The sequence below is a fragment of the Streptomyces griseorubiginosus genome (assembly GCF_036345115.1).
Taxonomy (GTDB): Bacteria; Actinomycetota; Actinomycetes; order Streptomycetales; family Streptomycetaceae; genus Streptomyces; species Streptomyces griseorubiginosus_C.
The window spans coordinates 6789504-6812750 of the sequence record NZ_CP107766.1 but is presented as its reverse complement, the minus strand read 5'-3'; the positions used below and the strand labels follow the sequence as shown (position 1 = coordinate 6812750).

The window sequence follows — 23247 nt, the reverse complement described above, 5'->3', positions numbered from 1 at the left end:
CCTTCTATGTGACTGCGCGTCAATCCCCGGGTCTGAGAGCCCCGTTACCGAGTCCGTCCCGTGCCAGTGCAGATGCCTGTCCGCTGAGTTCCGCCACCCTGCGCGCCCGCTCCTCGAACTCCTGCAGTGCACGGAACGCTGCCCCGTATCGACGCTGCTCGACAATGTCCATCTGCGGGATGCGAGCCCCCTTGCCGTCGAGCCGATAGGTACCACTGGCACTGGTGGACCGACGGGTGTTCGCCGCGCTGCGCAGAAATCCCTGAAGGTAATCGGTATCGAGTTGATCGCTCACCGATACCGGCTCCGGATCGCCGTACTCGACCAACCCTGCGCGCGCGAGGTCGGCCACACTGACTGACGGCCCTTCCAAAGCACCGGCGCCGTCGCCTCCCATCAGACTCGGCAGCAGGTCGGCCAGCAGGCTCACCTGCTCGGCCAGCTCCTGTCGCAGCGCCCGGTATTCGTTCGCGTAGTCACGGTGGGACTCCTCGATGTGACGGCCGGGAGTGAGATCCACAGCGTCGTCGAGGAGTTCGATCAGGGGGACGTCCACCCACTGGTCGGCCTCTGGCTCCAACGGCGCGTCCGGATCGTTCGCCGTGAGATCGACCATGCGCACGTTGACGGTGGCGTCATCAACGGATTGCGGGCGGCGCAGATGCCACAGATGCACAGGGAGAGCGTGTGAAGCAGCAGCGCCCGGGGGCAGGGCGATGATGTGTGTGAGGAGGCCGCGGCGCACAAGCTCGGCCCGGATACGGCGACCCGCCTTGCGGTAGGCGACCGAGGCCGGCATGACCATGAGAACGCGCCCGCCCGGCACGGTGTGCGCATAGGCGTGTTGCAGCCAGGCCAGTTCGCCTTCGGCACGTGAGGGTGTGCCGAGCTCCCACCTCGAGTCGAGGAGCAGGTCCTCACGTCCCCAGTCTGTAGTGCCGACAGGTGGATCACAGACGACGAGATCGGCCTTGAGGTCTGACCAGTGGTCATCGCGCAGGGAATCTCCCGTGCGGATGTCGACGTCGCTGCGCCCCGTGAGATCGGCTCGCAACTGCGCGAATCGAGCACTGCGGGCGTCGGCCTCCTGACCACACCGCGTCGGCCCGAGCTCGGGTCCGACAGCCAACAGGAGCGTTCCGATACCGCACGCCGGGTCGAAGAGGGTCGCTTCAGCCGACACTTCGCCGGCGAAGTGCCGCACGGCCCGCACGATACGCGGTGAGGTGACCTGGTCGGATCCGGCCCGGCGTACAGAGTCGGTGAAGCGCTCGGTGAGCGCACTCGTCACCTCGCCGGGGGTCCCACTGTGGGCGAGCTGCCGCGCCAGTCGAACGACATCTGTTGGCAGAGCCTTTGGGGCCGCCTCACCCCCACCACTGGCAAACATCTGGGCGACGTCGGCGAGCCCAGCGATCATCTCGTCGCCGTAGGCCGCTCTCAGTGCCTGCCACAGCGACACCTCTGCCGAGACATCCTGCCCCTTGCGCTGCTTGTCCAGCCACGCCTTCACCGCCGCCAGATCGAACAACGGGGTGTTCGCACCGCCGCCTGCGGGCGCGGGGAAATCCTCGTATCGACGCCTCCAGTTGGAGACAGCGGCACGTGTGACCCCTGCAAGCCGGGCGATCTCGGAGCCGGTGACTAGAGGTCCGCCAACTGGCGGGGCGGGATGGTCTGCCATACGCGCCACCGTACACGGGCCTCATAACACCATCAATGATCGAGCGCGTTGACAACGTACACACACCTATGGTGACCTGCGTGGCTGCGTACGTGCCGAGGGAGAACCGGTCTGCCAGCAGATTCGCTGGAACACCCTGTAGCGGCAGACGAGTCGGGCTATACGCCGGGTTCTGTCACCCAACCGCCTCGCGGCGGCCGGGGAGACGGCCATCCATCTAGGGCCTGCGTTGCCGCCGGCCTCGTGCGGTCTACCCGGGGACTCGGGCGGGCAGCCCTCGAACGTCCCCGCAGGAGCACCGGGGCGCTCCCTTTTGACCTTGCTCCGGGTGGGGTTTACCTAGCTGCCCAGGTCGCCCTGGGCACTGGTGGTCTCTTACACCGCCGTTTCACCCTTACCGGGGACCGAAGTCCCCGGCGGTTTGTTTTCTGTGGCACTTTCCCGCGGGTCACCCCGGGTGGCCGTTAGCCATCACCCTGCCCTGTGGAGCCCGGACGTTCCTCGGGGAGCCCTCCAAGAGGGGATTCCACGCGGCCGTCCGCCCGGCTCGTCTGCCGTGCGGACCATGTTACCGGGGACACCGGGGACTCAGTGCAGGACGGTTCGGCGGTCACCCGCACCGGGCCCGCCGTCGCCAGCACCGAGCCCGCCAGGATCAGTGCGAAGGCCACGCCCACGCCCACTGTCAGCGGCTCCGACAGGAACAGCACCCCCGCCGCCACCGCCACCGCCGGGTTGACGTACGTGATCACCGTCGCCCTCGTCGGGCCGATCTCCTTGATCAGTTCCAGGAACGCGACGAACGCCACCGCCGTGCAGATCACTCCCAGGCCGGCCAGCGCGGCCAAGACGGAGGTGGAAGGAAGAGAGGAAGGCCACGTCAGCGCCGCTCCCGGCGCGTACACCAGCCCCGCCAGTGCCAGGCACGGTGCCGTCAGCTGCAACGACGGGATGTCCTTCAGCCAGCGTGCCGCGATCAGCGGGGCCGTCGCGTAGCCCACCACCGTCACCAGCACCTCCGCCATCGACTTCGCGTCGCCCCCGGTCAGGTGCGGGACGGTCAGGACTCCCACCCCGGCCAGCCCCAGCGCCAGACCCGTCACCCGCCGAGCCCCCAGCCGTTCCGTGTCTCCGAAGAAGCGGGCCAGCAGCACCCCGACTATCGGTACTCCCGCTATCAGCAGGCCCGCCGTCGAGCTGGAGAGGTGGCGTTCCGCGTCCGTCAGCGTGTACCAGGGGCCCATGATCTCGATCACCGCGAAGGCCAGCATGGGCAGCCAGTGCGACCGTACGACAGCAATGAGGCCGCCCTGGCGGATCGCGAACGGCAGCAGGAGCAGTGCGCCCACCGCGCACCGTACGAACACCACGAACGGAGCCGACAGCGGGGCATCCACCGCCACCTTGATCATCAGGTAGGGGATGCCCCACACCACTCCCATCAGGGAGAACAGGAACCAGCCGCGTGCAGTCATGCGGACATCGTCGGCGCCCTCAGCGGCTCGCGTCTTGAACGCTGTTGCGGTACGCCGCCGGGGTCACCCCCAGCACCCTGCGGAACCAGCGCGTCAGGTGGGCCTGGTCCGCGAAGCCCACCGCTCCCGCGACCTCCGCCGGCTTGAGGCCCGACTCCAACAGGCACCGCGCCCGGTTCACCCGGTACTGGGCAAGCCAGGCGTACGGCGGTATCCCCATCGCCGTACGGAAGGCACGGAGGAGTTGGTAGCGGGACATGCCCAGGTCGCGGGCAAGGTCGGCGAGGGAAGGGGGTGCCAGCAACTCGTCGGCCAAGCGGTCGCGGACCAGGCGGGCGACCGCGTCCGCGCCCGGGATCACGCAGTCCGCCACGCGGGCCGTGGAGTGGCGGCAGGACAACGCCGTCAGGAGCCACGGAAGGCGGGACTCCGTCTCCAACGGGTCCGGGCAGGCGCTGAGTTCGGTGTGCGCGAGGCGGAGGGCTGCGGCGAGTTCGGGGTCGTCTATCAGGGGGTCGCGGAAGTGCGGGAGGCCTATCGAGCCGTCCTGGAGGAGTGGGACCTCCGCGTACAGGGCGCGGTATGCGTATCCGTCCGTCGCTGTCCCCGGGCCGCCCGTGTGCATCTCCCCGGGTGCCAGGACGACGATCGATCCCGGGCCCGTGCGGATGTGGCCGCCCCGGTAGTCGATGATCTCCGAGCCGCCCACGCACACGCCGATCGTGTACTCGTCGTGGGCGTGCGGGGCGTAGACGTGCTTGTCGAAACGCGCCGTGAGCAGGTCGAGGGGCGGGCCGCCCCGGCCCAGTCGTGCCCTTGTCCACAGCGCCTGCTCCGCCATCGCCGCCCCCTGTCCGTCCGACTCAGGGTGCAACGCCGTCGTACTCAGAGAAAGTCCGCGGTCTCCAGGTCGAAGGAGAACGGGGCGGGGAGAGCGATCGGCTTGCCGAACGAACGGGTGCAGTGTTCCCGGTAGTCGTCCTCCTCAGGGGCGCTGAACAGGGTGACCGACGAGGCCTCGCGGTCTACGAGGAGGTAGAGCGGGATGCCGCCGCGGGCGTAGCAACGGCGCTTCGCCTCGCGGTCCGCCGCCGGTTTGGTCGACGTCACCTCAAGGACCATGGCGACTCCGTCGCAGGGCATCCAGGAGTCGGCACCCCGGTAAAGCCGCCGCTCAGCAGGGGCGAACGTACCGTCCGGAATCACGTGATTCTTCGGGCAGCCGCCTCCGCTGCGCAGCTTCAGCCCCTTGTTACCGGAGAACTGCATGAGCGTCTGGGCCCGTCTGATCACCTGGTTCACGATCAGGCCGATGTAGTCCTCGTGATCCCCGTCCGGCGGCGGCGTCACAACGATCTCCCCCTCGATCAGTTCAGCCCGGAAACCCTCCGGGGTGTCGAGGGCAAGGAAGATCTCCAGCAGTCCCTCAGCCGGGGTGAGCGGCTCATGGGCCACGGCACTCATGTCACGCCCCTCCTTCTGTCGCTCACCAGGTTGCGACATCGAAGATCACCTGTCCGTGCGATCGGGAACCGTTCCCTCGATCGTGGCACACGCTCAGCGCCGACGTCATGCACGATCAAGCAGGTGCGAAGCGCACCTTCGCAGCTCCCGGACCCGGATCCGCCCCCACGACCCGCACCCGCAACCGCTCCCCCAACACCAGCCCCTCCCCATCGACCCGGCCGATCACCGCCGGCGACTCCACCTGCACGGTGCCCACGTCCGGCCGGTCCTCCTCCACCTCCACCACGCAGCCGTCGAACACCTCCCCCACCCGGTCCTTCAGCAGCGCCGCCTCGACGATGTCGACGCACGCCCGCTCGGCCTTCCCCGCGAGCCGGCCGCCCTCGGCCATCTCGCGGGGCAGCGCCTCGAAGGCCCCGAGCACCCAGTCCGGTACGGCCTTCCCCGCCACCGCCGCCAGGCAGATCTCCGAGGCGTAGCGGTCGACCAGCCGCCGCAGTGGGGCCGTGCAGTGGGCGTAGGGGGCGGCCACCGCCGCGTGCGTGGTGATGTCCGGCAGGACTCCGTCCCGGAAGACCGTGTAACCCGCGCCCCGCAGCAACGTCGTGCACTCCTGGAGGAAGGCCGCGTGCGACGGGACCCCGGGATCGAGCGAGCGGACCAGCGCCGCGTACGACACGTGGTGCGGCCAGTCGATGTGCAGCGCGTGCGCGGTGCGACGCAACCGGCCGACCGCGCCGTCGGGAGCGGCGGGGAGGGTACGCAGGACCCCCGTGCCGTGCGCGAGCATCAGATCCGCCGCCGCCATGCCCGTGAGCAGGGAGATCTGGGCGTTCCAGCCGTCCGCGGGCACCCCGGCCCGGTACGTCAGCTCGTACGTGCCGTCCCGCTCCACGATCTCCTGCTCCGGCACCCGCAGCGAAATCCCGCCCCGCTCGACCTCCAGCCGTTCCCGCAGCTCGCCGACCTCCTTCAGCAGAAGAACCGGCTCCTCCGCCGTGCCGGAGTCGATCGTCCGCTGCACGCCCTCGTAGTCCAGCTTGGCCCGGCTGCGGACCATCGCGCGGCGGACCTCGGCGGCGGTCGTACGGCCTTCCGCGTCCAGGTCGATCGTCCACAGGGCGGCCGGGCGGACCTGGTCCGGGAGGAGGCTCGCGGCGCCCTCGCTCAATACCGGGGGGTGGAGCGGAACACGCAGGTCCGGGAAGTACAGGGTCATCACCCGTCGATGCGTCTCCGTGTCCAGCGCGGACCCGGAGACGACGAAGGTGGCGACGTCGGCGATCGCGTACCGGACCCGGTAGCCGGACCCGTGCCGCGAGAGGTGCATCGCCTGGTCGAGGTCCATCGAACCGGGCGGATCGATGGTGAAGAGGGGGATGTCCGTCGCGTCCACGTGCGGCCCGGGCACCGGGGCCCGCTCGGCCTCGGCCAGCACCGCCGGCGGGAAGTCCGACGGCACTCCGAGTTCGGTGCGCAGGGCGGCGAAGGCGGCCCGTAGCGGGTCGTCGGTCACGCGTATGCAGCGGCGGGGCATACAGCGAGGGTAAGCAGATCGGGACCCGTACGCTGTCCGGAGCTCAACAGAAGGAGATCCTCCGTGCTGGTCCTGCTGCCTCCCTCCGAAGGCAAGGCGTCCTCCGGTCGTGGCGCCCCGCTGAAGCTGGAGTCGCTGTCGCTGCCCGGGCTCAACGAGAGCCGGGAAGCGGTCCTCGACGCCCTCGTCGAGCTGTGCGCCGGGGACGAGGAGAAGGCGCGGGACGTCCTCGGGCTGAGCGAGGGGCTGCGCGGCGAGGTCGCGAAGAACGTCGGGCTCCGGACCGCCGGAGCGCGGCCTGCCGGGGAGATCTACACAGGGGTGCTTTACGACGCCCTCGACCTGGTTTCTCTCGACGCGGCAGCGAAGAGGCGTGCGGGGCGTTCCCTTCTTGTGTTCTCGGGGCTTTGGGGAGCGGTCCGGGTGACCGACCGGATTCCGTCGTACCGCTGCTCGATGGGGGTCAAACTGCCGGGGCTCGGGGCGCTGGGCACGCACTGGCGGGCTCCGATGGCCTCCGTCCTCGCCGAGGCCGCCGGGAACGGGCTCGTGCTCGACCTGCGGTCCTCCGCGTACGCGGCCGCGTGGAAGCCGAAGGGGGAGGTCGCGGGGCGGACCGCGACCGTGCGGGTGCTGCACGCGCCGACCCGGAAGGTCGTCAGCCACTTCAACAAGGCCACGAAGGGGCGGATGGTGCGGAGCCTGCTGTCGGCGGGGGTCGCGCCGAAGGGGCCGGCCGAACTGGTGGAGGCGCTGCGCGACCTCGGGTACGTGGTGGAGGCGGAGGCGCCGTCGAAGGCGGGGCAGGCGTGGGCCCTGGATGTGCTGGTGGACGAGATTCACTGAGCCACGTTGCACAGTATGCAATGACCTTTGCGTAGGGTGCAGCACTTGGTCATGATGACCTCATGGCCTCCTCCCCGCATGCCTCGCTGCTCGACCTCGCCCCCGTCGTCCCCGTCGTCGTCCTGGATCACGTCTCCGACGCCGTACCGCTCGCCCGCGCCCTGGTCGCCGGAGGGCTGCCCGCGATCGAGGTGACCCTGCGGACGCCCGTCGCGCTCGACGCGATCCGGGTGATCGCCGGGGAGGTGCCGGACGCGGTGGTCGGGGCCGGGACCGTCATCACGCCCGCGCAGGTGGAGGAGTCGGTGGCGGCCGGCGCGCGCTTCCTGGTCAACCCGGGCTGGACGGACGTACTCCTGGAGGCGATGCGGGGGGCCGGGGTGCCGTTCCTGCCGGGGGTGTCGACCACGTCGGAGGTGGTGGCGCTGCTGGAGCGGGGGGTCACGGAGATGAAGTTCTTCCCGGCGGAGGCGGCCGGGGGGACGGCGTACCTGAAGTCGCTGTCCGGGCCGTTGCCGCAGGCGCGGTTCTGTCCGACGGGAGGGATCGGGGCCGGGAACGCCCCCGAGTACCTGGCCCTCCCCAACGTCGGCTGTGTGGGCGGGACTTGGATGCTGCCCGCGGACGCGATCGCCGCGCGGGACTGGGGGCGGATCGAGAAGCTCGCCCGGGAGGCGTCCGGGCTTTCCGGTACCGGGCCCTCCGGTACCGACCTGCCCGGCTAAGGCCGCAGGTGTGACGTGTCGTTGAGGAGCCGTACGCTCGCGTTGCCGTCGGCGTAGTACGCGACCGCGGAGATCGAGGCCGCCGAGAGTTCCATGCGGAACAGGGACTCCGGCGGGGCGCCCAGAGCGAGGCGTACGAACGTCTTGATCGGGGTGACGTGGGTGACCAGCAGAACCGTGCGGCCCGCGTACGCCGCGACGAGCTTGTCCCTGGTCGCGGCGACCCTCGTCGCCGTGGCCGCGAAGCTCTCGCCGCCGCCGGTGGGTTCGGCCTCGGGGTCCGCCAGCCACTTGGTCAGGTCGTCGGGGTAGCGCTCGCGCACCTCGCCGAAGGTGAGGCCCTCCCAGGCGCCGAAGTCGGTCTCGATGAGGCCGTCCTCGACGGTGACCTCGATGCCGAGCCGCTCGGCGACGGCAGCGGCGGTCTGGCGGGTACGGGTCAGCGGCGAGGCCAGGATGTGCTGGATCGTGCCGCGCCTGGCCAGCGCTTCGGCCGCCCGCTCGGCCTGCTCGCGTCCGACGTCGGAGAGGGAGGGATCCGTGCCACCGCTTCCCGAGAACCGCTTCTGGGGGGTCAGCGGGGTCTCGCCGTGCCGCAGGAGCACGAAGGTGGCCGGTGCGCCCATGTCGGCCGGGGCCCAACCGGGGCTCGCCACGGCCTTGGCCGCCCGTACGTCGGCCTTGGCGTCGGCGTCCGACAGCTTCCGTACCGAACTCGCCGAACCCTCGGAGTCCATCGCCTCGTTCGCCAATCGGTCCGCCCGCTTGTTCTGCTCGCGCGGGATCCACTCGTAGGTGACCTGCCCCGGCGGGAACACCCGGCCCGCCTCCAGCGCCAGCGGCTTCATGTCCGGGTGCTTGATCTTCCAGCGGCCCGACATCTGTTCCACGACGAGCTTGGAGTCCATGCGGACGTGGACGCGGGCCGAGGGGTCGAGGTCGTGCGCGGCGCGCAGGCCCGCCAACAGACCCCGGTACTCGGCGACGTTGTTGGTCACGACGCCGAGGTACTCGTACGTCTCGACCAGCGTCTCCCCCGTCGCCGCGTCCAGCACCACGGAGCCGTACCCGGCGGGACCCGGGTTGCCCCGTGAGCCGCCGTCCGCCTCGACGATGAACTCCCGCACGTCCGGTGCCCCTTACAGGCCGGAGTCGGACGTGCGCACCAGGATGCGGCGGCAGTTCTCGCAGCGCACCACGGTGTCGGGCGCGGCCGCGCGGACCTCGTTGAAGTCCGTGATGGAGAGCTCCTGGCGGCAGCCCTGGCAGGTGCGCTGGTACAGCTTGGCCGCGCCGATGCCGCCCTGCTGCTCGCGGAGCTTGTCGTAGAGCTTGAGGAGGTCGGCGGGGATGACGGCCGCGATGACCTCGCGCTCCTTGGTCACCGAGGCGATCTCGCCATCCAGCGTCTCGAAGGCCGCGTCGCGGCGGGCCGTCGCGTCGTCGATCTTCGACTGGACGGAGGAGACGCGCTCGGTGAGCTCGGCGACCCGCTCCTGCGCGGACTCGCGGCGCTCCATGACCTCCAGGACGATGTCCTCCAGGTCGCCCTGGCGCTTGGCGAGGGAGGCGATCTCGCGCTGGAGGTTCTCGAGGTCCTTCGGGGAGGTCACGGCACCGGAGTCGAGGCGCTGCTGGTCGCGGTTGGCGCGCTGGCGCACCTGGTCCACGTCCTGCTCGGCCTTGGTCTGCTCGCGGGCGGTGTCGCTCTCCTCGGTCTGCGCGGCGACGAGCAGGTCGCGCAGCTGGGTGGCGTCCTTGGTGAGCGCCTCGATCTCGGCGTGCTCGGGCAGCGACCGGCGCTTGTGGGCCAGTTGCTGGAGGCGGACGTCGAGGGCCTGGACGTCGAGGAGTCGGATCTGGTCGGCGGGCGCGGCGTTCAGTTGGGGGCTCCAGGTGAAGGGGAGTGGCTGGTCCAGGGGTCGGTGACCGTCTTGGAGACGTGCACGCGCAGGTCCCAGCCGTGGCGGTCGGAGATCTCGTCGAGCTGGGCGGCGGCCAGCTCGCACCAGGGCCACTCGGTGGCCCAGTGCGCCGCGTCGAGCAGCGCGAGAGGACTGTGGGCGACCGCCTCGGACACCGGGTGGTGGCGCAGGTCGGCGGTGAGGAAGGCGTCGACGCCGGCCGCGCGGACCTGGTCGAACAGGCTGTCGCCGGAGCCGCCGCTGACGGCGACCGTGCGGACGAGCGCCTCGGGGTCGCCGGCCACGCGGATGCCCTGCGCGGTGGCGGGGAGCCGTGCGGCGGCCCGTGCGGCGAGTTCGCGGACGGTGGTCGGGGGGTCCAGCTCGCACACCCGGCCCAGGCCGCGGCGCCCTTCCGGGTCCGTCGGGTCCGGCACCAGCGGTCGTACGACCCGGAGGTCGAGCGCGCCCGCGAGGGCGTCCGAGACGCCCGGGTCGGCGGTGTCCGCGTTGGTGTGGGCCACGTGCAGTGCGATGTCGTTCTTGATGAGGGTGTGGACGACCCGGCCCTTGAAGTGGCTCGCGGCGACCGTGGTCGTGCCGCGGAGGTAGAGGGGGTGGTGGGTGACCAGCAGGTCGGCGCCCAGTTTCACCGCCTCGTCGACGATCTCCTGGACCGGGTCCACGGCGAAGAGGACGCGCGCGACCTCCTGGTCGGGGTCGCCCACGACGGTGCCGACCGCGTCCCAGGACTCGGCCCGCTCGGCGGGCCACAGGTTCTCCAGCGCGGCGATGACTTCAGACAGACGGGGCACGGGGAAAGGCTACCTGCCTGGTCCACCCCCTTGAACCTGAGCCGCCCCAGGCCGTCCCGCTCAGCACAGTCGCCCCGTTTTCCTCAGGCGAATCGTTCCTGGGCCACCCCTTTGTGTGAAGCGGAAGCCCGCCCGTCCCACGCCTGTGCGTGCGAAAACTACTTTCGAGGCCGGAGGTGATCAGACGATGACGGCCTGTGCCATCGAGCCCACGACCTCGGACGAGGACGAGTGCGAGGACGGAGACGGGGAGAGCCCGCGGACGGAGTACGTGATCGCTGAGGACGGGGTGGCAGGGGAGACGCCGGGGGCGGAGTACGGGGACGCGGGGGGCGGGGTGGCTCCGGGCTCGCAGTACGGGGACGCCAGGGACCGCATGGCTCCGGGGGCGGGGTATGGGGACGCGGAGGGCGGGGTGGCTCTGGGGGCGGAGACGGGGGACGCCGGGGATCGCGTGGCTCTGTCGGTGGAGTACGGGGACGCCGGGGACCGAGTGGGGCTGCCGATCGGGTACGGGGACGGGGTGGCTTCGTGGAGGGGTGGTGTGCCGGCCGGGGGCGAGGGGGGCTCGCGGGTCGGGTGTGTGATCACCGTCGATGGTTCCTATGCGGCTCGGCTCGCTCTGGACGGTGACTGCTGGTTCCCGGAGCGGTGGACCCTGGACGGTCCCGAGCCCTACGCGGTGCCGCTGCCCGGCCGCCAGCCCGAGGAACCCGGCACCGAAGTGCACCCGATGGGCGACGGACGGGTCCTGATCAGGCGGTTCGCGGACGGGCGGCACAACTTCTCGCTGCTCTACCCGACCGGGCCGGAGACCGGCGAGCTGCCGCTGGGCGCCGTCGAGTGCCCGGACCCGGGGACGGTCCTACGGCTGCTGCCGCCGGCGCCCGGCGGTGAGAAGGCGTACGCCCTCGCCGTGGGCCGGCGCTCCAGTGCGGTGTGGCTGGTGGCGGGCGGTGCCTTCGGGCCGGAGCACCTCGCGGAGATCCCGGGGCGCTGCTCGGGCGGGGCGTGGCTGGACCGGGCCGGGCGGATGCTGGCCCTGGACCGCGAGGTGGGCGGGCGGACCAAGACGATCGTGGTGGACCTGGAGCGGGGCGGCGAGGTCTCCCCCCTGCTCCAGATCGCCGACGACAGCGACGACCGGCTGCTGCTCGCCGACCCGGACAGCGGGCTGCTGCTGATCTCCTCGGACGCGCCGTCGCCGGGGCGGCCGCGTCTGGGCTGGGGGGTGCTGGGCAGCACGCTGCCGGTGCGCTTCCCGGAGTGCCTGCGGGTGCCCGACTGCGCGGTGACGCCGTTCGCGATCCAGCCGGGGCAGATCCTGATGCCGGAGAGCTGCGGAGTGGCGCTGCGCATCGACGGCCCGTTGGGCAGCTGGGTGGGCGTGTGGCGACCCGCGGCCCGACAGGTGCAGCATCTCCCGGCGCCCGAGGGGTGGTTGACCGGTGCCGGCCTGTGGACCGAGGCGGGTGAACTGCTCCTGCCGTACGCCACGGAGGGGGCACCGTGCGGGGTGACACGGTGGGCGGCGACCGCCGGGCCCCTCTCGGGGGAGACCGGGTCGAGGGGTGAGGACGCGGGGTCCGTGGGTGGGGAGGTCGAGTCTGTCGACGACGGGGAGTCGGGGCCCGTAGGCGGGAACGCGGGGTCTGTCGATGGGGAGTTCGGGTCCCTCCGCGGACAGACCGGACCCCTCGGCGGGGACGCCGGGTCCTTCCGCGGGGACGCCGGATCCGTCGGCGGAGACCTGGGGTCCTTCGGCCCGGGCACCGGGTCTGTCGGCGGGGAGTTCGGGTCCCTCCGCGGGCAGACCGGGTCCGCCAGCTGGGAGTCGGGGCCCGTCGGCAGGGAGGCTGGACCTCTTACCGGCGCCCCCCGGTCCTTCACCGAGGAAGCGCAGAGTCCGAGGGATGCAGGGGCCGGGGAAACCGGAACGGGGGACGCAGTCCGGGAAGATCCCTACGGGACCCGCTCGGCCTCCGAACCGGCGCCTCCGGGGCCCGTCGCGCCGCGTCCTGTGCCCTTGCAGCAAGCCCCGTTGGGCAATCTTGTAACGAAGTAGTGCCGGTTGGTCAGGCCGCCTGGATTCGCCCCGTGGTGTGCCGGTTAAACTCGCCCCGCTGTAAGAAAGATCATGTTGACGGGGTGAATTACTTCCATGAGCGACGCCAGCACGAACCAGTCGACTGCCGACGTCCAGGAGCCCACGGGCCACGGCAAGCACCGCGGCCCGGTCTCGGTCCAGGACAGCGAGACGGCCCCGCGCGGCCGGCACCGCAAGTCGGTCGAGCAGACCGAGGTCGCGGCCTGACGGCGGACGACGACACACGGCCCGCTCCTCTCACGGGGAGCGGGCCGTTGCGTGTCTACTCCCGTTTCAGCCCCAGCACTTCGGCCGCCGCGAATGTCTCACCCGCCGGCCGGCGCGCATAGTGCGGAGTGAGCAGCGCGTCCAGCTCGTCGTACGTGAAGGTGTCCTGCTTGCTGTCGAACTTGGCCTGCACCCGCGGTCGTTCGACGACGACGACCATCCCTCCGTGTACGACGAGCAGCTGGCCGTTGACGCGCTCGGCGGCCGGTGACGCCAAGTAGCCGACGAGCGGGGCGACATGCTCCGGGGCGAGCGGGTCGAGTCCGGACTCCGGTTGCTCGAAGCCCGCTCCCGAGAAGACGTCCTCGGTCATCCGGGTGCGGGCGCGCGGGCAGATGGCGTTGGCGGTGACGCCGTACTTGGCGAGCGCGAGGGCCGTCGACGTGGTGAGTCCGACGATCCCCCCTTTGGCGGCCGCGTAGTTGGGCTGTCCGGCGGACCCGGCGAGGAACGCCTCCGAGGAGGTGTTGACGATACGGCCGTACACCGGCGCGCCCGCCGCCTTGGACCGCTCGCGCCAGTGCGCCGCCACGAACCGGGTGGTGTTGAAGTGGCCCTTGAGGTGGACCCGGATCACCGCGTCCCACTCGCCCTCGGTCATGGAGAAGACCATGCGGTCGCGCAGGATGCCCGCGTTGTTCACGAGGATGTCGAGCTTGCCGAACTCCGCGATCGCCAACTCGACCAGTTCCGCGGCCTGTTGGTGGTCGGCGACGTCCCCGGTGTGGGCGCGGGCCTGCCCTCCGGCGGCCCGGATCTCCTCGGCGACCTGCTCGGCGGGGCCCGCGGAGGCCTCCCCCGAGCCGTCCCGGCCGGGCTGTCCGTAGTCGTTGACGACCACGGCCGCGCCGAGCCGCGCCAGCTCCAGTGCCTCGGCCCGGCCCAGGCCCCGGCCGGCGCCGGTGACGATCGCCGCGAGCCCCTCCAGGGGCAGTGGGACAGTCATCGCGGCCCTCAGATCTCGATGCACGTACGGAGCGAGGTCCCGGTCCGCATCTGGTCGAGCGCCTCGTTGATCTCGCTGAGCGGCACCCGGTGGGTGATCAGGCCGTCCAGGTCGACGCGGCCGGCCCGCCACAGGGCGATGGTCCGCTCGTAGGAGCGCAGGACGTCCCCGCCGCCGTACATGGACGGCAGGATGCGCTTCTCGTCGAAGAACAGCTCGAACATGTTGAGCTGGAGGAAGTCGTCCATGGCGCCCGCGCCGACGATCACGAGGGTGCCGCCGCGCCGGGTGGTCTCGTAGGCGGTGCGGGCGGTCGCGGACCTGCCGACGACCTCGAAGACGTAGTCGAAGCCCTCACCGGCGGTGATCTGCTGCTTGGCGTCGGCGAGTTCGTCCGGGGAGACGGCCCGGGTGGCGCCGAACCTCAGGGCGGCCTCCCGGCGGGAGGCGACCGGGTCGACGGCGACGATCTCGGCGGCGCCCTTCAGGCGGGCCCCCTGGATCGCGGAGATGCCGACGCCCCCGCAGCCGATGACGGCGACCGACGAACCGGCCTCCACGTCCGCGGTGTTGAGCGCGGCCCCGAGCCCGGTCGTGACCCCGCAACCGATCAGGGCCGCTATGTCGAAGGGCACGTCGTCGGGGATCGGCACCGCGCAGCCCGCGTCGACGACGACCTCCTCGGCGAAGGTGCCGGTGCCGGCGAAGCCGAAGACATCGCCGCCGGGGCGCCGGAAGTTGGGGGTGCCCGCGTTCATGAACCCGGCCAGGCACAGCTCGGTCTGGCCGCGCTTGCAGGCCGGACAGACACCGCAGGCGGGCAGCCAGCAGACGACGACCCGGTCGCCGGGCTTCAAGTGGCTGACACCTTCCCCGACTTCGACGATCTCCCCGGCGCCCTCGTGGCCGGGCACGAAGGGCGCCGGCTGCGGCAGCACCCCGCCCATCGCGGACAGGTCCGAGTGGCACAGGCCGGTGGCCCGGACCCGGATCCGCACCCTGCCGGGCCCGAAGCCCACCGCCTCGACGTCGTCGTGGACCTCGAGTTTTTCCTGGCCGATCTCGTGCAGTACGGCTGCGCGCATGGTGCGGCTCCCCTCGTACGGCGTGCTGGTTCAGGAGTGTTCCGGAGCGTGTGCTCAGGCGTGTTCGACGACGGTGTCGGCGAGGACGGGTGCGTCGTCGCGTTCTACTGCGCTGACGGCGACCCTGGTGGACCCCGGTGCCCCTTCCGGCCGGTGCCACATCCGGATCCGCAGGGTCTCCCCCGGGTAGACGACCCCGGCGAACCGGGTGGCGTAGGACGTGACCCGGGTGACGTCCCCGCCGAGCAGCGTGTCGACGACCGCCTTGAGCGTGATGCCGTAGGTGCACAGCCCGTGCAGGATGGGCCGTTCGAACCCGGCGACCTTGGCGAACTCCGGGTCGGCGTGCAGCGGGTTCCAGTCGCCGGAGAGACGGTAGAGCAGGGCCTGGTCCTCGCGGATCGGGCGCTCGACGATCCGGTCGGGCTCACCGGTGGGGGGCTCCAGTCGGGCCGAGGGGCCCCGGTCGCCGCCCCAGCCGCCCTCTCCGCGGACGAAGATCTGGGCGTCGTTGGTCCACAACGGGCCCTCGGCGTCCGCGACTTCGGTCCGCATGACGAGGACGGCCGCCTTGCCCTTGTCGTAGACCGCGGCGATCCGGTTGGTGGCGGTGGCGGTGCCCGTCGCCGGGAGGGGCCGGTGGATGACGAGGCTCTGACCGCCGTGCAGGACGCGGGCGAGGTCGACCTCGATGCCCGGCATGGACAGACCGCTGATCACGCCGGGTGAACCGGACCCCGCGACGGTGGCGAAGCTCGGCAGGACGTGCAGCCGGGATTCGAGGGTGTAGCGGAGCTCGTCGGGGTCGGTGGCGGGGATGCCCGCGCCGATCCCCAGGTGGTAGAGCTGGACGTCCTTCGAGGTCCAGGAGATCTCGCCGGTCCGGGGCTCGGCGGCGAGGGCTGTGGCGGCATCGATGGGCATACGGCTCCTGACAGCGACGGATCCAAGACCCCGGTACGGCCGTCCGCACCGTCGGCCGCACCGAGGTCGTCACGGGCCGATCTAGAACGCGTTCCAGTCCGGCGCCCTCTGTATAGCCGAGCCCACCGCACTTGTGAAGGCTCCTGACGGAGTGTCAGGTCTGTGGCTGCTCCCGGCTCCGGCACCCGTGACATTTGTCCTGCCCGATGCCGTACATCCGCCTCTGCCGGGCGAGGGGGTCGATCCGTAGCGTTGTTCCCGTCGTCCCGGCGCCGCACCGGGAACCTCTGAGCGGAGGAACGGTCATGTTCTGGTCGCGCAAGCTCTCGTGCCGCGTGGGCGCGATCCGCGAAGAGGTGCGCTCGGCGCGGGAGCACCAGCGGTACTACGCGGCGAACAAGGAACGCCTCAACGCCGAGTACAAGGCCGCGCAGAAGGCCGGCAAGGTCCCCACCCACGCGGGCCTGGGCAGCGGGTTCGGTCTGCTGCCCTGGCTGCTGCTGGGAATGGGCGCCTTCTCCAACCTCTTCCAGGGCGAGGCCGCCAACCCCTGGGTGGGCGGCCTCGGGCTGCTCACCTTCAACTCGCTCTACATCTACGTCGCCTTCCGCGCCTTCCGCCCGCAGACCCGGGACGCGCTCTCCACCCGGGTGGCGCTGGTGGCGCTGGGCCTGGTGACCTGTGGTCTGGCGATGGGGTACGGCGGCAACTGGCTGCTGTTCTTCCCCCTGTTCGGGCTCGCGACCGGCGCGGTCGTGCGGCTGCCCCACCTGCGCTGGGTGGGGGCCGTGGTGACCGTGGTCGCCGGTGCGGCCTCCGTCTTCCGGGACGGCTGGGGCGGTCTCGACACCGCGTACGCCACCTGGATCTCCACGATGGTCACGGCCGCGATCATGTCCCTGTCCGAGGCGGTACGGCAGTTGCGGGAGGCCCGCGAGGAACTGGCCCGGCGTGCCGTCGAGGAGGAGCGCCTGCGGTTCTCCCGGGACCTGCACGATCTTCTCGGCCACACGCTGTCGGTGATCGTGGTCAAGTCGGAGGCGGCCCGCCGCCTGGCCCTCGCCGATCTGGACGCGGCGCTCGTCCAGATCGGCGACATCGAGTCGGTCGGCCGCCAGGCGCTCACCGAGATCCGCGAGGCGGTGACCGGCTACCGCGAGGGCAGCCTCAGCACCGACCTCGACCGGGCCGCCTCCGTCCTGCGGGCCGCGGGCATCGAGCCGACCGTCCGCCGCTCCGGCCCGCCACTGGCCGCCCAGACCGAGGCGCTGCTGGGCTGGGTGGTGCGCGAGGCGGTGACCAACGCCGTCCGGCACAGTGGGGCGGCCCGGTGCGAGATCTCCGTGGACGGCTCAGCGGAACGGGTGCGGCTGCGGGTGTGGGACGACGGCCGGGGCTCGACCGCGGGGACGCCCGTCCCCGAGAGCGCCCCCATGACACCGGGGACGCGGGCCTGCGACGACCTGCCGGCCACGCCACAGGCACCGACACCGACACCGACAGCGGGTGTCGGCGGCACCGGTCTCAAGGGGCTCGCCGAGCGGCTGGCCGCGGCCGGAGGACGGTTGGAGGCCGGGCCCGGACCCCGGGGCGGGTTCGTGGTGCGGGCCGAGCTGCCGGTCGAGTCGCTGGAGCCGGTGCGGCCGCGTGAGCCGACGCGGACCGGTGAGCCGGCGCCGACTGTGTGAGGCGGACTCCCCCACCGGCACCCGCCAACCCGCCCCTGCTACACCCCCACCCCCACCCCTCACTCTCCAGTTCTCAAAGACCACGCGCTCAAGCGCACTCAGGTCCCGTCACCCCCCGCCCGCCTACTCTTGGGCCGTGAACGAGATGCCCCGGGATCACCGGCCCGCCAAGTCGATCCGCGTCCTGCTCGCCGAGGACCAGGGCATGATGCGCGGGGCGCTCGCGCTGCTGCTCGGGATGGAGCCGGACATCCAGGTGGTCGCCAAGGTCGGGACGGGGGACGCGATCGTGGACGCGGCACTCACGCATCGCCCCGATGTGGCCCTGCTCGACATCGAGCTGCCGGGAATCAGCGGTCTGGACGCCGCCGCCGAGCTGCGCGACCAGGTGCCGGACTGCCGGGTGCTGATCCTGACCACCTTCGGGCGGCCCGGCTACCTGCGGCGGGCCATGGAGGCGGGTGCCGCCGGTTTCCTCGTCAAGGACGGGCCCGTGGAGGAGTTGGCCCAGTGCATCCGCCGCGTGCTGACCGGCGAGACCGTGATCGACCCCGCCCTCGCCGCGGCCGCCCTCAGCGCCGGCCCGAACCCGCTCACCGCCCGCGAGTGCGAGGTCCTCAAGGCCTCCACGGACGGCGCGACGGTGGCCGACATCGCCGGCAGGCTCCACCTCTCCGAGTCCACCGTCCGCAACTACCTCTCCTCCGCGATCGGCAAGACCGGCACCCGCAACCGGATGGAGGCGGTACGGGAGGCCCGGCAGCAGGGGTGGCTGTGAGCCCGCACATCCCGTCCCTGCCCGGTCAACCCGCTCCCCCCTACTCGATCACCTCCGCCGACTTGTACTGCGCTCCCTCCGGCGCCAGGCACACGAACCAGCTGTACGGGGAGCCCTCCGGCGAGCGGATCGCCGGGACGTCCGTACTCGTCTCGGAGTCGACCTTCTCCACCACCGTCGCCGTCCCGTTCGTCCAGTCGCAGTTGACGCGCTGGGCGGTCTTGGCGACGGAACCGATGACGAGCCGGACGTCCTTGGTGTTGCCGGGTTCGAGGGGGAGGGAGCCGGAGGTGAGGTCCGTGCCGGTCATGGTGTCCGACGCGGGGACCGTGTTCTCCATGACCTTCGTCGATGCGCCGCCGTAGTCGCGGTACACGAAGTACGCGATCTTGCCCACCAGGTCCGAGGCCCTGCGGACGTCGGGCGGGTCCTCGCCGTGCGCCCGCATCGCGTTCAGCATCGCCTGGGCCTCCGCGGTGTCGACCGGCGCCGGCCAGGTGTCGAGGGTGACGCGCCACTCCTTGCCGTTCTCCGTGCCCGTCGCCAGCGTGGTCCGGTTGGCGGGCTCGAACGCCCGGGACGTGCCGGTGGCCGTCGGCCGGGTGGCGACCGCTGCTCCGCCGTCCCCGCCCGGCAGCCCCGCCACCGCGAGCGTCGCCGAGGAGCCGGCGAGCACCAGTGCCGTGGCCGCGGCCACCGCCCAGCGGCGGGCCCGGCGCCTTCTGCCACCGCGGATCACCGCGTCGTAGGGGGCTATGCCGATCTCGACCTCGTCGGCGGCGTCGGCCAGCAGGAGGGCGATGTCGCTGTCGCTCATGTGGTGGTCCTTCTCCCGGTCCGCGCTCATCACTGCCGCCCTCCCTGCGTCACCATGTCGGCCAGCTGGGGTATGGCGCGGAGTTTCGCGATCCCCTTGGCCGCGTTGCTCTTCACCGAGCCGATCGAACAGCCCATCGCCTCGGCGGTCTGGGTCTCGGTCAGGTCCTCCCAGTAGCGCAGGACCACCGCCTCCCGCTGTCGGGGCGGGAGTTGGGCCAGTGCCTTCAGCAGGGCGCTGCGGTCGTCGGCCTGGGCGATGCGGTCACCGGTGTCGGCGACCTCGCGCACCAGCCCCGAGTCGTCCCCCCGGGCCAGGAACTCCCTGAGCCTTCTGCGGTGCTTGCGCGCGTGGGCGTTGACCATCACGCGCCGTACGTACGCCTCCGGATCGTCCGCCGAGCCGACCCGGCGCCAGGCCACATAGGCCTGTTCGAGCGTCGACTGGACCAGGTCCTCCGCTGCGTGCTGCTCCCCCGTGAGGAGAAATGCCGTCCGCATCAGCCGCGGCCAGCGGCCGATGACAAAGCTCTGGAACTCCTCGTCCCGAGCCTGTTTCCGATCCCCCATGGGCACCTCCTAGATGTCTGAAGGAGTCCATGAGCGGCCCGGACCGTTGCCTCACCCCGCCAGGATTTTTCGGCGGCTCACCCGGCCGGGGTCCTCCTCGGCAGCCACACCAGCATCAGCACGACCGCCGCGACCAGCACGGACGTGCCCGCCCCGAAGGCCAGGGCGTACCCCTGCGTCAGCGCCTGCGCCGAATCCGCGCTGCCGGTCCGGGCGGCGGCGAGCGTCGAGAGCACCGCGAGCCCGAGCGAGCCGCCCATCGTGCGTGAGGTGTTGATCAGCCCGGACACCAGTCCCGCCTCGCCCGGCGCCGCCCCGGACGTGGCCAGCGAGGCGAGCGGGGTGGAGGCGAGACCCGCGCCCAGCATCATCAGGATCCCCGGCCCCATGATCGAGGTGAGGTAGCCGCCGTCCGCCGTCATCGTCGACTGCCAGGCGTAGCCGGTGAGCGCGACGAGCGTTCCCAGGACCGCCACCCGGCGCGCCCCGGACCGGCGCATGAGGCGGGGCGCGAGCTTGGAGCCGAGCACGATGGCCAGGGAGCTCGGCAGCATCGCCAGGCCGGCGTCCAGCGGGGAGTATCCGAGGACGTTCTGGGCGTAGAGCGTGATGAAGTACCACGTGCAGAACAGGGCGGCGCCGCTGAGGAACATCGCCGCGTTCGCCGACGCCACGGCGCGCACCCTGAGCAGTCCGAGCGGCATCAGCGGGGCGGCCGTACGGGACTCGACGAGGAGGAAGGCGCCCACGAGCGCGAGCCCGACCGCCAGCGGGACCAGGGTGGCGGCCGCCGTCCAGCCCTCGGCCTCGGTCTGCGAGATGCCGTACGCCAATACCGCCAGTCCGCCGGTGACCAGCAGGGCGCCCGGCAGGTCGAGGCGCCGGCCGTCCCCAGCGCGGCTCTCGGTCAGCCACAGCAGCGAGCCCAGCAGGACCACCGCGCCGACCGGCACGTTGATCAGCAGGACCCAGCGCCAGGACAGGGTGTCCACCAGGAGGCCGCCGAAGAAGCCGCCCGCCGCGCCGCCGCCCGCGCCCACGGCCGTCCAGGTGGCGATCGCGCGGGCCCGCGCCGGGCCCTCCGGGACGGCCGAGGTCACGATGGTCAGGGTCGCGGGGGCCAGGACCGCCGCGCCGAGACCCTGCGCCGCGCGCGCGAGCAGCAGTTGTCCGCCGCCCTCGGCGAGCCCGCCCGCCAGGGAGGCCACGGTGAACAGGCCGAGCCCGACCAGGAACATCCGCTTGCGGCCGTAGAGGTCACCGGCCCGGCCGCCGAGCAGCATGAACCCGGCGAAGGCGATCGAGTAGGCGTTCACGACCCACTGGAGGCCGTTTCCGCTCATGCCCAGGTCGGCGCGGATGGAGGGCAGCGCCACATTGACGACGGACACGTCGAGCACGACCAGGAACTGGCCCGCGCACGCCAGGGCCACGACCAGCCAGGCGGGCGGCGCGGAACGGGGACGGCCGGACACACGAGCGACATCTGCGGCTTCGAGCATGGTCGTCATGGTCTCAACCGGCCCCGACTTCCCCAAGAGAATATAAAGAAATCGTTAGTACGCCGAAGCATCGGAATAGTTGCCCATGCATACGTAGTTCAGGCAACACGTAACCCGGTTCCACCGCACGCAACCCGTTCTCCAGGCCCGGAGGCCTCCCTCACATGACGCACACGCCGACCGACCAGCCCACCCGGAGAGCGTCCGGCGCTGTCGTCCCGGTGCTCGCCTTCGCGGGCATCGTGGTCGCGGTGATGCAGACCCTGCTCGTCCCGGTCATCAAGGACCTGCCGCAACTGCTGGACACCGCGCCCAGCAACGCCACCTGGGTCCTCACGTCGACCCTGCTCTCGGGTGCCGTCGCCACCCCGATCATGGGCCGCCTCGGCGACCTGTACGGCAAGCGCCGCATGCTGATCCTCAGCCTCGCCGTGATGGTCGTCGGCGCCCTGATCAGCGCCCTCACCAGCGATCTGCTCACGATGATCGCCGGCCGCACCCTCCAGGGCTTCGCCATGGGCGCGATCCCCCTCGGCATCGGCCTGATGCGCGACATGCTGCCCCGCGAGAAGCTCGGCTCGGCCATGGCCCTGATGAGCTCCTCGATCGGCGTCGGCGGCGGACTCGCCCTCCCGCTCGCCGCCCTGATCGCCCAGCACGCCGACTGGCACGCCCTCTTCTACGGCGCCGCGGGCCTCGGCGCCCTCTCGATCGTCCTCACCCTCCTCGTCGTACCGGAATCCCCGGCCCGCGCGGAGGGCACTTTCGACGTCCTGGGCGCACTCGGACTCTCCACCGGCCTGGTCCTCTTCCTCCTGCCGATCACCAAGGGCAGCGACTGGGGCTGGACCTCCGGCACCACGCTCGGCCTCTTCGCCGCCTCCGCCGTCGTCCTCGTCCTGTGGGGCGTCATGGAGCTGCGCGTGAAGGCCCCCCTGGTCGACCTGCGCACCACGGCCCGCCCGGCGGTCCTCTTCACCAACCTGGCGTCGATCATGGTGGGTGTCTCCTTCTACGTCGTCTCGCTCGTCCTCCCCCAGCTCCTCCAGCTCCCGAAGGCGACCGGCTACGGCCTCGGCCAGTCGATGGTCGTCGCGGGCCTCCTGGTCGCCCCGCTGGGCCTGACGATGATGGTCACGGCGCCGGTGTACGCCCGCCTGTCGGCCAAGTACGGCCCCAAGTTCACCCTCATCCTCGGCATGCTGATCATCGCGATCGGCTACGGCGCGGGCCTCGGCCTCATGAGCGCGGCCTGGCAGAGCCTCGTGATCGCGGTCGTGCTGGGCGCGGGCATCGGTCTCGCGTACTCCTCGCTGCCCGCACTGATCGTCGGGGCGGTCCCGGCGTCGGAGACGGGGGCGGCGAACGGCCTCAACACGCTGATGCGTTCCATCGGTACGTCCGTGTCGAGCGCCGTGATCGGGATGGTGCTGGCGAACACGGCGAACGACGTCGGCGGTGTCGAGATCCCCACGATGCACGGCTTCCGGGTGTCGTTCCTGATCGCGACGGGTGCGGTGGCGATCGGCCTGCTGATGGCGGTGTTCCTGCCTAAGCCGAACCGGGCTCCGCAGCTGCGGGCCAGCAGCGAGGAGGAGGCGAACCTGGAGCACGCGGAGGAGGTTCTCCGGGGGTTCCGGGGCCGTGTCCTCGACGCCTCCGGGGCTCCGGTCGCGCGCGCCACGGTCACGCTGATCGACCCGCGGGGGCGGCAGGCGGGGTCCGCCGTCGCCGACGAGGAGGGCGTGTACGCGCTCAAGGTGCCGGGCGAGGGCTCGTACGTCCTCGCGGCGCGCGCCACCGGCCACGGCCCCCTGGCTTCCTCGGCCACCCACACGGGCGACCGCGCGATCGACCTCGACCTGGCCCTCCCGGGCGAGACGGTCACGGCCTGACCGACGGGTCTCCGGAGCACACCCCCGCCCCGCACCGGGGCGGGGGTGTGGTGCGTCGAGGGGTGCCCGGAAGGCCGTAGGACCGATGCGGGGCTCGCAGCCGTGGGCCGCGTTGCCCGGCAGCTCCCCGCCCCGCACCCCCCGTCCCCCTCACCGGGGGCGTGCGGCAGCATGGGGAGGCCGAGACGACCGTCCCGTACGACCGAGAGGAACCCC

At 71.6% G+C, this 23247-nt stretch carries 19 protein-coding genes, 1 other RNA gene and 2 pseudogenes; 7 read left to right on the top strand and 15 right to left on the bottom strand.

Going from position 1 to position 23247, the window contains the following annotated elements; translation table 11 throughout:
- Positions 1–19: 19 nt before the first annotated feature.
- The 6 genes and pseudogenes from OHN19_RS30845 to OHN19_RS30815 all read right to left on the bottom strand — a co-directional run bounded on the left by OHN19_RS30845 (position 20) and on the right by OHN19_RS30815 (position 6163).
- Complete coding sequence (locus tag OHN19_RS30845; protein ID WP_330267329.1) at positions 20–1684, bottom strand: N-6 DNA methylase; 1665 nt, start codon at positions 1682–1684, stop codon at positions 20–22.
- Positions 1685–1829: 145 nt separating this feature from the next.
- An RNA gene (gene rnpB / locus OHN19_RS30840) (RNase P RNA component class A) lies at positions 1830–2234 on the bottom strand.
- Between the two features lie 142 nt (positions 2235–2376).
- Positions 2377–3096 (bottom strand): annotated as a pseudogene (locus OHN19_RS43975) (DMT family transporter); the annotation flags it as partial.
- Between the two features lie 82 nt (positions 3097–3178).
- Positions 3179–4000: an AraC family transcriptional regulator gene (locus OHN19_RS30825; RefSeq protein WP_330267326.1), complete on the bottom strand. Its 822-nt coding sequence runs from the start codon at positions 3998–4000 to the stop codon at positions 3179–3181.
- A gap of 44 nt (positions 4001–4044) precedes the next feature.
- On the bottom strand, positions 4045–4623 hold the full coding sequence (locus OHN19_RS30820; RefSeq protein ID WP_330267325.1) for a Uma2 family endonuclease: 579 nt from the start codon (positions 4621–4623) through the stop codon (positions 4045–4047).
- 115 nt (positions 4624–4738) lie between these two features.
- Positions 4739–6163 carry an RNB domain-containing ribonuclease gene (locus tag OHN19_RS30815; protein WP_330267324.1) on the bottom strand — a complete coding sequence of 475 codons (1425 nt, stop codon included), beginning with the start codon at positions 6161–6163 and terminating at the stop codon, positions 4739–4741.
- A gap of 63 nt (positions 6164–6226) precedes the next feature.
- On the opposite strand from OHN19_RS30815, the gene yaaA reads away from it, so the two are divergent.
- Positions 6227–7009, top strand: coding sequence for a peroxide stress protein YaaA (yaaA, locus tag OHN19_RS30810; protein WP_330267323.1), 783 nt, complete (start codon positions 6227–6229; stop codon positions 7007–7009).
- Between the two features lie 62 nt (positions 7010–7071).
- Positions 7072–7734: a bifunctional 4-hydroxy-2-oxoglutarate aldolase/2-dehydro-3-deoxy-phosphogluconate aldolase gene (gene eda, locus OHN19_RS30805; RefSeq protein ID WP_330267322.1), complete on the top strand. Its 663-nt coding sequence runs from the start codon at positions 7072–7074 to the stop codon at positions 7732–7734.
- Here eda and OHN19_RS30800 read toward each other — a convergent pair.
- The 3 genes from OHN19_RS30800 to OHN19_RS30790 are packed head-to-tail and all read right to left on the bottom strand — an operon-like array spanning position 7731 to position 10453.
- A complete protein-coding gene (locus tag OHN19_RS30800; protein ID WP_330267321.1) occupies positions 7731–8861 on the bottom strand; it encodes a bifunctional RNase H/acid phosphatase in 1131 nt (376 codons plus the stop codon). The two genes, eda and OHN19_RS30800, sit on opposite strands and share 4 nt — an antisense overlap.
- 12 nt (positions 8862–8873) lie before the next feature.
- Complete coding sequence (locus OHN19_RS30795) at positions 8874–9617, bottom strand: zinc ribbon domain-containing protein (protein ID WP_330269750.1); 744 nt, start codon at positions 9615–9617, stop codon at positions 8874–8876.
- The gene (locus OHN19_RS30790; protein WP_330267320.1) at positions 9614–10453 is read right to left on the bottom strand and encodes a Nif3-like dinuclear metal center hexameric protein; all 840 of its coding nucleotides are present in this window, start codon (positions 10451–10453) and stop codon (positions 9614–9616) included. Before OHN19_RS30790 ends, OHN19_RS30795 begins: the two co-directional genes overlap by 4 nt.
- Positions 10454–10640: 187 nt before the next feature.
- On the opposite strand from OHN19_RS30790, the pseudogene OHN19_RS30785 reads away from it, so the two are divergent.
- Positions 10641–11979, top strand: a pseudogene (locus OHN19_RS30785) (hypothetical protein); the annotation flags it as partial.
- Positions 11980–12614: 635 nt separating this feature from the next.
- Positions 12615–12767 carry a hypothetical protein gene (locus OHN19_RS30780; protein ID WP_330267318.1) on the top strand — a complete coding sequence of 51 codons (153 nt, stop codon included), beginning with the start codon at positions 12615–12617 and terminating at the stop codon, positions 12765–12767.
- A 55-nt stretch (positions 12768–12822) separates the two neighbouring features.
- Here the strand turns inward: OHN19_RS30780 and OHN19_RS30775 are convergent, their stop codons facing one another.
- From OHN19_RS30775 to OHN19_RS30765, 3 genes are read right to left on the bottom strand one after another with little or no spacing between them, the layout of a single operon-like run.
- Positions 12823–13773, bottom strand: a complete 951-nt coding sequence (locus OHN19_RS30775; protein WP_330267317.1) for a 3-oxoacyl-ACP reductase — start codon at positions 13771–13773, stop codon at positions 12823–12825.
- A gap of 8 nt (positions 13774–13781) precedes the next feature.
- Positions 13782–14858 (bottom strand): Zn-dependent alcohol dehydrogenase, encoded by a 1077-nt coding sequence (locus tag OHN19_RS30770; protein ID WP_330267316.1) that lies wholly within the window; start codon positions 14856–14858, stop codon positions 13782–13784.
- 54 nt (positions 14859–14912) lie between these two features.
- Entirely contained in the window at positions 14913–15782 is an 870-nt protein-coding gene (locus tag OHN19_RS30765; protein WP_330267315.1) for a MaoC/PaaZ C-terminal domain-containing protein, read from the bottom strand.
- A gap of 305 nt (positions 15783–16087) precedes the next feature.
- On the opposite strand from OHN19_RS30765, the gene OHN19_RS30760 reads away from it, so the two are divergent.
- Both OHN19_RS30760 and OHN19_RS30755 read left to right on the top strand, forming a co-directional pair.
- Entirely contained in the window at positions 16088–17470 is a 1383-nt protein-coding gene (locus OHN19_RS30760) for a sensor histidine kinase (RefSeq protein ID WP_330267314.1), read from the top strand.
- Positions 17471–17615: 145 nt separating this feature from the next.
- Complete coding sequence (locus OHN19_RS30755) at positions 17616–18248, top strand: response regulator transcription factor (protein ID WP_330269749.1); 633 nt, start codon at positions 17616–17618, stop codon at positions 18246–18248.
- A 40-nt stretch (positions 18249–18288) separates the two neighbouring features.
- Here OHN19_RS30755 and OHN19_RS30750 read toward each other — a convergent pair whose 3' ends face one another.
- The 3 genes from OHN19_RS30750 to OHN19_RS30740 all read right to left on the bottom strand — a co-directional run bounded on the left by OHN19_RS30750 (position 18289) and on the right by OHN19_RS30740 (position 21136).
- Entirely contained in the window at positions 18289–19095 is an 807-nt protein-coding gene (locus OHN19_RS30750) for a hypothetical protein (RefSeq protein WP_330267313.1), read from the bottom strand.
- A complete protein-coding gene (locus OHN19_RS30745) occupies positions 19095–19634 on the bottom strand; it encodes a SigE family RNA polymerase sigma factor (protein WP_330267312.1) in 540 nt (179 codons plus the stop codon). Before OHN19_RS30745 ends, OHN19_RS30750 begins: the two co-directional genes overlap by 1 nt.
- Positions 19635–19711: 77 nt before the next feature.
- Positions 19712–21136 (bottom strand): MFS transporter, encoded by a 1425-nt coding sequence (locus OHN19_RS30740; protein WP_391193176.1) that lies wholly within the window; start codon positions 21134–21136, stop codon positions 19712–19714.
- 164 nt (positions 21137–21300) lie between these two features.
- Between OHN19_RS30740 and OHN19_RS30735 the strand changes: the two genes are divergently transcribed.
- Positions 21301–23031: an MFS transporter gene (locus tag OHN19_RS30735; RefSeq protein WP_330267310.1), complete on the top strand. Its 1731-nt coding sequence runs from the start codon at positions 21301–21303 to the stop codon at positions 23029–23031.
- The last annotated feature ends 216 nt before the right edge of the window (positions 23032–23247 follow it).